This window comes from Verrucosispora sp. ts21 (assembly GCF_002879555.1).
GTDB lineage: Bacteria > Actinomycetota > Actinomycetes > Mycobacteriales > Micromonosporaceae > Micromonospora > Micromonospora gifhornensis.
Map to the genome: position 1 here is coordinate 1 of NZ_PNOZ01000129.1, position 9,748 is coordinate 9,748.

The window sequence follows — 9,748 nt, forward strand, 5'->3', positions numbered from 1 at the left end:
GGTGGGGTCAGCGGGAGTCGAGGAGGGGTTGGGTGGGGGTCCAGGGTGGGGCGCCGGTGGCGTCGTGGCGGCGGCGGGCGATGGCGGAGAGGGCTTCCAGGACTATGCGGTTGCCCAGGTAGGCGGTGATGTCGGCGTGGTCGTACGGTGGGGCGACCTCGACCACGTCGACTCCGACGATCGGGAGTTCGTAGCAGGCCCGGCGGACCGCGTCGAGCAGTTGGCGGGAGGTGAAGCCGCCCGGCTCGGGGGTGCCGGTGCCGGGTGCCATGCCGGGGTCGACCACGTCCACGTCGACGGAGAGGAAGACACCTTCGCACTCGTCGGTGGCGATGCCGAACGCCTCGGACAGGCAGTCGTCCAGGCCTCGGGCCACGATCTCGGTCATCTCGTACGAGCGCATCCGCTGCTCGGCCATCCACCGCAGCGTCTCCGGGCCCGGCCAGTAGCCGCGCAGTCCGATCTGGAGGAAGCGGTCGCCGCGTACCGCACCGGATTCGATGAGTCGACGCATCGGTTGGCCGTGCCCGTGCAGGGAACCGAACTCGATGTCCCCGGTGTCGGCGTGCGCGTCGAAGTGCAGCAGCGACACCCGGCCGAGCCCGTGGTGGCGGGCGACGCCGGTGGCGTCGGGCAGGGCGATGGAGTGGTCGCCGCCGAGGATCACCGGGATCGCGCCGGCCGAGGTCACCGCGTACACGGCGGTTTCCAGGGCGGCCAGGGAGCGTTCGATGTCGCCGGAGAACATCTCCACGTCACCGGCGTCGTACACGCACAGGTCCTTGAGGGCGTCGACGCGCAGGGCCAGGGAGGGGCGGGAGCCGTCGTGCGGCAGATAGCAGGCCTGGCGGATGGCCGACGGGCCGAACCGGGTGCCGGGGCGGTGGGAGGTGCCGCCGTCAAAGGGCGCGCCGATGATGACCACGTCGGCGTCGGCGTACGTCACCGGTTCCTCGATGGTGCAGGGTGGCACGCCGAGGAAGGTCACGTCGGGGCCGAACATCGGGCCGTAGCGGGTCATCGTTCCTCCATGCCCCAGGGTGAGCCGTAATCGGTGAGCAGGTCGAGGAAGGGTTTCGGGGGCAACGCCTCGGGGCCGAGCACGCCGACACCCGACCAGACGCCCCCGGCCAGCAGTTCCAGGGCGACGACCGGGTTGATGGCGGTCTGCCAGACCACCGCCTGGTGGCCGTACTCGCGCATCGACCACTCGTTGTCGACCACGTGGTAGAGGTACACCTCGCGGGGGCGGCCGTCGACGCCGGTGCCGCGTACCCAGGTGCCGGCGCAGGTCCTGCCGCGCATCCGGTCGCCGAGGGTGGCCGGGTCGGGCAGGCAGGCGGCCACCACGTCGCGCGGCGACACCGACACCCCGCCCACCTGTACCGGCGACGTCGCGGAAAGGCCGAGCTTGTGCAGCGTCTTGAGCACCTCGATGAACTCGTCGCCGAGGCCGTACTTGAAGGTGACCCGCTTCGCCGGCACCCAGCGCGGGATCAGCAGCACCTCCTCGTGTTCCACGTTGACGCACTCGACCGGCCCGATGCCCGCGGGGAAGTGGAACACCTCGGGCTCGCTGAACGGCTCGGTGGTGAACCAGCCCCGTCCGTCCTCCCAGATCACCGGCGGGTTGAGGCACTCCTCGATGGTGGTCCAGATCGAGAATGACGGCGCGAAGTCGTAGCCGTCGACTGTCAGGTTCGCTCCGTCGCGTACCCCGATCTCGTCGATGTCGGCGAAGAGTTCGTCGGCGGCGTAGCGGGCGAAGACGTCGGACAGGCCCGGTTCCACGCCGATGCCGCCCAGCGCCAGCCGGCCCGCGTCGGCCCAGCGCTGCGCGACCGCGAACTGCTCGTCGCCGAGCTTGACGCCGGTTTCCTGGTAGGGCCGGATCGGGTGCGGCTTCGACAGCGACATCGCCATGTCCAGGTAGTCGGCGCCGGCCGCGTACGCCCCCTCGAAGATCGGCATGACGAACCGCGGGTCGACCGCGTTGAGCACGTGGGTGATCCGATGTTCGCGGCAGGCCGCCGCGACCGCCTCGGCGGAGCCGGCGTCAAGCGTCGTGGCGACGAAGCGGGCGTCGCGGCCGGCGACCGCCCGCGCCGCGCGGGCGGGGTCGTAGTCGGCGACCACAATGGCCTCGAAGAAGGCGCGCCGCGCCGCGATGGCGACCACGGCGGCACCGACCCCACCAGCGCCGACAAGCAGGACACGCATCAGGAATCAAACCCCAGACCAAACCGATCGAGCGTACGGAGCCAGAGGTTGCGCCGCCCTTCATGCGCATCGGCGCGGGCCATGGACCAGCGGGTGAGCCCGATGCCGACCGCGCGGGCCGGTTCGGGTGGAAACGGCATCGGCTTGTCCCGCACCAGGGCGAGCCGGGTCAGCGGGGTGTCCGCCCCGGCGACCAGGTCGAGCAGCACGCGGGCACCGAACCGGGTCGCCCCGACCCCCAGCCCGGTGTAGCCGCCCGCGTACGCCAGTCGCCCGTCGTACGCGGTGCCGAAGAACGCGCAGAACCGGGTGCAGGTGTCGATCACCCCGCCCCACCGGTGACTGAACCGCACGTCGGCCAGTTGCGGAAAGGTGGTGAAGAAGTGCGTGGCCAGGGCGGTGAAGGTGGCGTCGCGCTGTTCCAGGGCGGGGGCCATCCGGTTGCCGTAGTGGTAGACCGCGTCGTAGCCGCCGAACAGGATCCGACCGTCGCCGGTGATCCGGTAGTAGTGGAACTGGTTGCCGGTGTCCGCCAACCCCTGCCGGTTGCGCCAGCCGATGGCGTCGCGCTGCGCGGGCGTCAACGGTTCGGTCATCAGCGCGTAGTCGTACACCGGCACCACCCAGGCGCGCAGTCGACGCAGCAGCGGCGGGAACGCGTTGGTGGCCAGCACCACCCGGTCGGCGCATACCGCCCCGGGCACGTCGTCGGCGCCTGTGGTCTCGGCGAGCAGCGCCGCACCGGCCCGGCGCAGCCCGGTCACCCGGGTGTGCTCGTGGATGCGTACACCGAGGTCGAGGCAGGCCCGCCGCAGCCCCCAGGCCAGTCGCGCCGGGTCGAGCATCGCCACCCGGTCGCGGTCCCACAATCCGCCGAGGTACGTCGGTGAGTCCACCTCGGCCCGTACCTCGTCGGCGTCGAGCAGGCTGACGTCGTGGCCGTACCGGCGGGCCAGCGCGACGTCCTCGGCCAACCCGTCGAGCTGGTACGGCTCGACCGCCACCGCCAACTCGCCGGTGCGTTCGAAGTCGCAGTCGATGCCGTACGCGGCAACGGTCGCCGCGATGGCGTCCAGGTTCTCCCGGCCGAGCCGCTCCAACTCGTCGATCTCGTCGGGGAAGCGTTGCACCCCGTTGGCCAGCCCGTGGGTCAGCGAGGCGGCGCAGAACCCGCCGTTGCGTCCGGAGGCCGCCCAGCCGCAGGTGCCCGCCTCCACCAGCAGCACGTCCCGTCCCGGGTCGGCCTGCTTGGCCAGCAGGGCGGCCCACAACCCGCCGTACCCGCCACCGATCACCAGCAGGTCGGCGCTGGTCGGCCCGGCCAGCGGCGGGACCGGATCGGGGCGTTCCGGCCGGTCGAGCCAGTACGGTGCGCGTACCGCGTCGGTGAGGGCCCGGCCGGGCGGCGGCAGGTTCATGACCGGCTGGCCGCCCGGGGTGCCGGTACGGCCGCCGTGATCGCCGACCGGCGGGCCCGCCGCCCCCGCAGCATGGTGGCCAGCACCAGCAGCAACGCGATCGCGAACATGGCCGTACCGATGACGTTCACCTGCGGTGGGATGCCCCGCTGGGCGGCACCCCAGACGTACATCGGGAACGTGACGGTGGTGCCGGAGTTGAAGTTCGTGATGATGAAGTCGTCGAAGCTCAACGAGAAGGCCAGCAGGGCGGCGGCGACGATGCCGGGCAGCACCAGCGGCAGGGTGATCCGGCGGAACGTCTGCCACTCGCTGGCGTACAGGTCCATCGCGGCCTCCTCCAGCCGCCGGTCCATCCCGGCCAGCCGCGCCTTGACCGTCACCACCACGAACGACAGGCAGAACATGACGTGCGCGATGACGATGGTCCAGAAGCCCAGCGGCACCCCACCGGCGACGAACAGGGCGAGCAGCGAGGTGCCCATCACCAGTTCCGGGGTGGCCATCGGCAGGAAGATCAGCACGTTGAGCCCGGAGCGGCCCCGGAACCGGTGTCGGACCAGCGCGAACGCCATAAGCGTGCCGAGCGCGGTGGCGGCCACGGTGGCGAGGAAGCCGATCTGCGCGCTGCGCAGCACCGCGTCGCACATGTCGGAGGTGGCGCACGGGTTACGCCAGTTGTCGAGGGTGAACTCGTTGAAGTCGTACGACAGCCGGCTCGACGGGCGGTTGAACGACAGCGCGGCGACCACGGCGATCGGCAGGAACAGGTAGCCGAGCACCAGCAGCGCGACCCCCATCACCCAGTGCTGGGCAAGCCATCGGGACACGCGGCTCATAGGACATCCTCCGTACCGGCCCGGCGCAGGTAGACGAAGACCACCGCGAGGATCGCCGACATCAGCAGGAACGACAGGGCCGCGCCCTGCGGGTAGTCCAGCCGGACCAGGAAGGCCGAGTCGATGACGTTGCCGATCATGTACTGGTTCGGGGTGCCCAGCAGTTCGGCGTTGATGTAGTCACCTGTCGCCGGGATGAAGAACAGCAGGGTGCCGGCGATCAGACCGGGCATCGACAGCGGCAGGGTGACTCGGCGGAAGGTCTTCAGCGGGCTGGCGTACAGGTCGCTGGCGGCCTCCAGCAGCCGGTAGTCGAGCCGCTCCAGGCTCGCGTACAGCGGCAGCACCAGAAACGGCAGGAAGTTGTACGTCAGGCCGAGCACCACGGCGATCGGGGTGGCCAGCAGCCGCCCGTCCGGGCCGAGCAGGTGCACGTCGCGCAGCAGTCCGACAAGCCAGCCGTTGTCCGACAGGATGGTCTTCCAGGCCAGCGTGCGCACCAGGAAGCTGGTGAACATGGGGGCCACCACGCAGACCAGCAGCAGGTTCTTCCAGCGGCCGGCCTTCTGCGCGATCGCGTACGCCAGCGGGTAGCCCATCAGCAGCGCCAGCACCAGCGCCATGCCGGCGTACAGGAACGACCGGCTGAACTGCGGCCAGTACTGCTGCAGCGCGGTCGGATAGTTGCCGAACGCCCAGGTCAGCGCGTACCCGGTGGAGAGTGAGCCCTCCGGGTCGTAGAGGCTGGCCGAGGCGAGCTGCACGAGCGGCACGGCGAAGAACAGCAGCAGCCAGGCCGCGCCGGGCAACAACAGCAGGTACGGCAGGAACCGGTACCGCGCCGATCGGGCAGTCTGCGGCGGCGACGCCGGCTGCCCGGATCCGGCGGGTACGTGCGCCAGGATGCTCATGAGGAAGCGCCCACCGGCTGGTCGAGCACCGGTGTGGTGCGGTCGTCCTCGTCGGCGCGACGGCCGAGCAGGAAGGCGTGCCGGGGATCCCAGTACGCCACGGCCCGCTCCCCGACGGCGAAGCGCTGCTGCGTCCCGCTGTTGGCGACGAAGACGCTCAGCTCGGTGCCCCAACTGGTGCGCAGCAGATACTGGGTGCTCACCCCGACGTACGAGGCGTCGGAGATGGTCCCTTCGAGATGCTGACTGCCGGCGGGCACCTGCACGGCGGCACCGGCCAGGTGCAGCTTCTCCGGGCGTACGCCGAGGTAGACCGGGCCTTCGTCGGCGCGGGCCCGGGCCGACGGCACCGAGAACCGCGCCCCCCGCGCGGTGACCAGGGTGTCGTCGCCGTTGCTGCCGGAGACCTCACCGGCGATCAGGTTGGACTGGCCGAGGAAGTTGGCCACGAAGGCGGTGGCCGGGAACTCGTAGATGTCGGCTGGTGCGCCGAGTTGCTCGATCCGTCCGGCGTTCATCACCGCGACCGTGTCGGCCATCGTCATGGCCTCCTCCTGGTCGTGGGTGACGTGCACGAAGGTGATGCCGACCTCGGTCTGGATCCGCTTGAGTTCGATCTGCATCTGGCGACGCAGTTTGAGGTCCAGCGCGCCCAGCGGCTCGTCGAGCAGCAGCACCTGCGGGTGGTTGATCAGCGCCCGGGCCAACGCGACCCGCTGCTGCTGCCCGCCGGAGAGCTGGGTCGGTCGGCGTCGCTCGTACCCGTCGAGTTGCACGAGCGACAGCATCTCGCGCACCTGGCTGTCCACCGACCGGATGCCGCGTCGCCGCAGCCCGAAGGCCACGTTCTCGAAGATGTCCAGGTGCGGGAAGAGGGCGTAGCTCTGGAACACCGTGTTGACCGGCCGTTTGTACGGGCGCAGCCCGGCGATGTCCCGGTCACCGAGCAGCACCTGCCCGCTGGTCGGCTCCTCCAGCCCGGCGATCATCCGCAACGTGGTCGTCTTGCCGCAGCCGGAGGCGCCGAGCAGGGCGAAGAACGAGCCCTGGGCGATGGTCAGGCTGAGATCGTCGACGGCGGTGAACGGGCCGAACGTCTTGGTGAGGTTGGCCAGGCGCAGGTCGCCCGCCGGTGTCTCCTGCGCCATCGTCACGCTCCGATAACCTGCTGGAACTTGGTCTCGTACTCGCGCTCCTGCTTCTCGTCCAACGCCATGAAGACCCGCGCCTTGGAGAGGATGGCCTCGTCGGGGAAGATCAGCGGGTTCGAGGCCAGCTCCGGGTCGATCTTCTCCATCTCCGCCTGCGCGCCCTGTACCGGGCAGATGTAGTTGACGTAGGCGGCGAGTTGGGCGGCGACCGCAGGGTCGTAGTAGTAGTTGATCAGCGCTTCGGCGTTCGCCTTGTGGGTCGCCTTGTTCGGCACGAGCATGTTGTCCGACCAGAGCATCACCCCGGACTCGGGCACCACGAACTTGATCTGCTCGTCGTCGAAGCCGAGTTGGATGATGTCACCGGACCAGCCGATGCACGCCGCGATGTCCCCCTTGGCCAGGTCGGGCGCGTAGTCGTTGCCGGTGAACCGGCGGATGTGCCCGGAGTCGACGGCCCGCTTGAGCTTGTTGAGCGCGTCGTCGAACTGGCTGCTGGTGAAGTCGGACGGGTTGTGCCCGTTGGACATCAACAGCAGCCCCATGGTGTCACGCATTTCGGTCAACGCGGTCACCTTGCCCTTGAGATCCGGGCGGGTGAGCAGTTCGTCGAGCGTACGGAGTTCGCCGGTGACCCGGCCGTTGTAGGCCAGCCCGGCCAGACCGGACTGCCACGGTACGGCGAGGTGGTTGTCCACGTCGAAGGGGCGGTTGCGCAGCGACGGCAGCAGGTTCGCCTCGACGTTCGGCAGGTTCGCCTTGTCCAGCTTCTGGATCCAGCCCAGCCGGATCATCCGGGCGGCCATCCAGTCGGTGAGCACCATGATGTCCCGCCCGGTGCCCTGGCACGCCGCAAGCTGGTTCTGCACCTTGCCGAAGAACTCGTTGTTGTCGTTGACGTCCTCGGTGTAGGCCACCTGAATGCCGGTCTTGCTGACGAATCCGTCCAACGAGGGTCGCTTGGCGTTGTCGTCGTCGTCGACGTCCATGTACTGCGGCCAGTTGGAGAAGGCGAGCTTCTTCTCCGTACCGGAAAGGTCCTCGCTGACGCAGCCGGCCTCGGTCTGTTGGGCGGCCGGGGTGCCACAGCCGGCGAGGGAGCCACCCGCAGCGAGCAGCGCAGCCGAACCGAGGGTGCCGGTGAGCAGACCACGCCGGGTGAGGGGCCGGAAGGCACTACGCATGTGACGACTCCTATTGATCGGTCGGCGGCGGGACGGGGGGTGGCGCGCCGACGGGAGGATCAATGGCGATGGACGACTGATCCTGACATGAGGAACCCTCTCGTACAAGGGATTCCGTTGCCGCATTAGCTTCCGACGACGAATTACGCCAAACTCACCGATGGCATTAGGCTCAGCCCGGTGACGGACATGGGGAGCGGTCGATGACGAACCGGCAGCACGACAACGGCAACGGCAACGGGGGCCGCCGGGTCAGTGTGCGCGAGGGCGCGAGCCACGCCCTGCTCGACGACGTGGCCAAGCAGATCATCGAACAGTTGCAGCAGGACGGACGCCGACCGTACGCCACCATCGGCAAGGCGGTCGGGCTCTCCGAGGCAGCCGTACGCCAGCGGGTGCAGCGCCTGCTCGACGCCGGGGTGATGCAGATCGTCGCGGTGACCGACCCGCTCCAACTCGGCTTCCCCCGACAAGCCATGATCGGTCTTCGTACCGACGGTGACCTGGAGTCGGTCGCCGACCGGATCGCCGAGTTCGACGAGGTCGACTACGTGGTGATCACCGCCGGCTCGTTCGACCTGCTGGCCGAGGTGGTCTGTCGCAACGACGAGCACCTGCTGGAGATCCTGCAACGCCTGCGCGCCGTCACCGGCGTCGTCTCCACCGAGGCGTTCGTCTACCTCAAGCTCCGCAAGCAGACCTACACCTGGGGCACCGCCTGACCCACCCGCCCTGCCCGCTTCGACCCGGCCCGCCTGCCCTGCCCGCCTCGGCCCGGCCGGGCTGGGCCGGGCTGGCCCGCCAACCGGCTTGTGCTTGATCGACTCCGTTTCGCCGTAACGGCGGGGTCGACGCCGCCCTGATACCGCCGTTACGGCGAAAAGGAGTCGATCAGCCAGCCCGACGTGGCGAACCGCGACAGTCAGCGGCCGGGTCGGCGCCCGGTGGCGGCGACGAAGGCGCGCCAGGCGTCAGGAGCGAAGGTCAGCACGCCGCCGGCCCGGTCCTTGCTGTCGCGTACCAGAATCCGGCCGGGCAGGTTGTCGGCCACCTCGACACAGTTGCCGCCGTTGTTGCTGCTGCGGGTGGCGGTGCGCCAACGGGCGCCGGTCATCTCCATGTCGTCGCCACTTCCCTGATCAGCTCGATGGACTGGCGACGGGGCAGCGCCTCACCGGTGACGCTCTCCCATCTCGCGCTCAGGCTAGCAAGGTCGGCACGCTCGGTCACCACCTGACCGCGCAGCTGATTGTCCAGATAGGCCGCCTCGCCGCCGTCCGGTGTGCGGGCCAGCACGAACGGCCCGGCCAGCCCGGTGTGCCACGGGTTCTCCGCCGGAATCACCCGTACCTGCACATGCTCCCGCTCGCTAAACTCCGCCAGGTGGCCGAGTTGCCCGGCCATCACCGCCCGATCGCCGCCCACCTGCCGACGCAGCACCACCTCGTCGATCACCGCCACCAGTTGAAGCGGACTCTCCCGCTCCAACACCCGCTGCCGCGCCATCCGCCCCGCAACGATCTCCTCGACCTCCGTCGGCGACATCAGGCCGCCGGTGGCCAGCACCCCCGGGCGTACGCCTCGGTCTGCAGCAACCCCGGCACCAACAGCGGCTCATATGATCGGAGTGAGCTGGCCTTCTGCTCCAGTTCCGCCCACTCCCGGAACCACGGCAGATCGCGGCGGCGAAACGGCTCGGGCCACAGCTCCTCGGCCTGCCGCCCGAGCACCGTGGCCACCGCGACCCTGGTCCGAGGATGCGGAACCCGCCCGTCCGCGATCCACCGACCCGCCGTCTTCGGGTCGACGCCAACCTTCCCGGCCAACGACTCAGCCGTCTCCCCCTTGTTCGCCATCGCCAGCCGCAGCACCTCGTTCACTTCCCGACCTCCACCCCGCCCATGACGTTGCGCAGCACGCTAGCCACCCTGCGTGGCCCTGTCCGCCCGCTCCCGGCGTGTCGCGTAAGGACTGTTTCGCACACTTCAAACGTCCCCGAAACGCCCCCCAATCGCCCCCGACATG

At 69.7% G+C, this 9,748-nt stretch carries 11 protein-coding genes; 1 reads left to right on the top strand and 10 read right to left on the bottom strand.

The features are described 5' to 3' along the window. Window positions 1–7: 7 nt before the first annotated feature. The 7 genes from speB to C1A38_RS29580 are packed head-to-tail and all read right to left on the bottom strand — an operon-like array spanning window position 8 to window position 7,723. Complete coding sequence (gene speB / locus C1A38_RS29550; protein ID WP_102660968.1) at window positions 8–1,021, bottom strand: agmatinase; 1,014 nt, start codon at window positions 1,019–1,021, stop codon at window positions 8–10. After that, on the bottom strand, window positions 1,018–2,220 hold the full coding sequence (locus tag C1A38_RS29555) for a saccharopine dehydrogenase family protein (protein WP_102660969.1): 1,203 nt from the start codon (window positions 2,218–2,220) through the stop codon (window positions 1,018–1,020). Before C1A38_RS29555 ends, speB begins: the two co-directional genes overlap by 4 nt. Then, a complete protein-coding gene (locus tag C1A38_RS29560) occupies window positions 2,220–3,638 on the bottom strand; it encodes an NAD(P)/FAD-dependent oxidoreductase (RefSeq protein ID WP_102660970.1) in 1,419 nt (472 codons plus the stop codon). The genes C1A38_RS29555 and C1A38_RS29560 overlap by 1 nt, the downstream gene beginning before the upstream one ends. Continuing rightward, entirely contained in the window at window positions 3,635–4,477 is an 843-nt protein-coding gene (locus C1A38_RS29565) for an ABC transporter permease (protein ID WP_102660971.1), read from the bottom strand. The genes C1A38_RS29560 and C1A38_RS29565 overlap by 4 nt, the downstream gene beginning before the upstream one ends. Continuing rightward, window positions 4,474–5,388, bottom strand: coding sequence for an ABC transporter permease (locus C1A38_RS29570; RefSeq protein WP_102660972.1), 915 nt, complete (start codon window positions 5,386–5,388; stop codon window positions 4,474–4,476). The genes C1A38_RS29565 and C1A38_RS29570 overlap by 4 nt, the downstream gene beginning before the upstream one ends. Then, window positions 5,385–6,536 (bottom strand): ABC transporter ATP-binding protein, encoded by a 1,152-nt coding sequence (locus C1A38_RS29575; RefSeq protein WP_102660973.1) that lies wholly within the window; start codon window positions 6,534–6,536, stop codon window positions 5,385–5,387. The genes C1A38_RS29570 and C1A38_RS29575 overlap by 4 nt, the downstream gene beginning before the upstream one ends. 2 nt (window positions 6,537–6,538) lie before the next feature. Continuing rightward, a complete protein-coding gene (locus C1A38_RS29580) occupies window positions 6,539–7,723 on the bottom strand; it encodes a polyamine ABC transporter substrate-binding protein (protein ID WP_102660974.1) in 1,185 nt (394 codons plus the stop codon). A gap of 203 nt (window positions 7,724–7,926) precedes the next feature. On the opposite strand from C1A38_RS29580, the gene C1A38_RS29585 reads away from it, so the two are divergent. Next, a complete protein-coding gene (locus C1A38_RS29585; RefSeq protein WP_013731695.1) occupies window positions 7,927–8,445 on the top strand; it encodes an Lrp/AsnC family transcriptional regulator in 519 nt (172 codons plus the stop codon). A 200-nt stretch (window positions 8,446–8,645) separates the two neighbouring features. Here the strand turns inward: C1A38_RS29585 and C1A38_RS29590 are convergent, their stop codons facing one another. Genes C1A38_RS29590 through C1A38_RS32670 form a run of 3 tightly spaced genes read right to left on the bottom strand, consistent with a single transcriptional unit; the run spans window position 8,646 to window position 9,603 of the window. Beyond that, entirely contained in the window at window positions 8,646–8,843 is a 198-nt protein-coding gene (locus tag C1A38_RS29590) for a DUF397 domain-containing protein (protein ID WP_102660975.1), read from the bottom strand. Beyond that, the gene (locus tag C1A38_RS32665; RefSeq protein ID WP_286047593.1) at window positions 8,834–9,268 is read right to left on the bottom strand and encodes a DUF5753 domain-containing protein; all 435 of its coding nucleotides are present in this window, start codon (window positions 9,266–9,268) and stop codon (window positions 8,834–8,836) included. Before C1A38_RS32665 ends, C1A38_RS29590 begins: the two co-directional genes overlap by 10 nt. Further along, on the bottom strand, window positions 9,268–9,603 hold the full coding sequence (locus C1A38_RS32670) for a Scr1 family TA system antitoxin-like transcriptional regulator (RefSeq protein ID WP_286047594.1): 336 nt from the start codon (window positions 9,601–9,603) through the stop codon (window positions 9,268–9,270). The genes C1A38_RS32665 and C1A38_RS32670 overlap by 1 nt, the downstream gene beginning before the upstream one ends. Window positions 9,604–9,748: the final 145 nt, after the last annotated feature.

Coding starts and splice junctions, on each gene's coding strand:
- C1A38_RS29590 (WP_102660975.1), bottom strand. CDS start 8,843: ATGGAGATGACCGGCGCCCGTTGGCGCACCGCCACCCGCAGCAGCAAC.
- C1A38_RS29570 (WP_102660972.1), bottom strand. CDS start 5,388: ATGAGCATCCTGGCGCACGTACCCGCCGGATCCGGGCAGCCGGCGTCG.
- speB (WP_102660968.1), bottom strand. CDS start 1,021: ATGACCCGCTACGGCCCGATGTTCGGCCCCGACGTGACCTTCCTCGGC.
- C1A38_RS29555 (WP_102660969.1), bottom strand. CDS start 2,220: ATGCGTGTCCTGCTTGTCGGCGCTGGTGGGGTCGGTGCCGCCGTGGTC.
- C1A38_RS29575 (WP_102660973.1), bottom strand. CDS start 6,536: ATGGCGCAGGAGACACCGGCGGGCGACCTGCGCCTGGCCAACCTCACC.
- C1A38_RS29580 (WP_102660974.1), bottom strand. CDS start 7,723: ATGCGTAGTGCCTTCCGGCCCCTCACCCGGCGTGGTCTGCTCACCGGC.
- C1A38_RS29565 (WP_102660971.1), bottom strand. CDS start 4,477: ATGAGCCGCGTGTCCCGATGGCTTGCCCAGCACTGGGTGATGGGGGTC.
- C1A38_RS32665 (WP_286047593.1), bottom strand. CDS start 9,268: ATGTCGCCGACGGAGGTCGAGGAGATCGTTGCGGGGCGGATGGCGCGG.
- C1A38_RS29585 (WP_013731695.1), top strand. CDS start 7,927: ATGACGAACCGGCAGCACGACAACGGCAACGGCAACGGGGGCCGCCGG.
- C1A38_RS29560 (WP_102660970.1), bottom strand. CDS start 3,638: ATGAACCTGCCGCCGCCCGGCCGGGCCCTCACCGACGCGGTACGCGCA.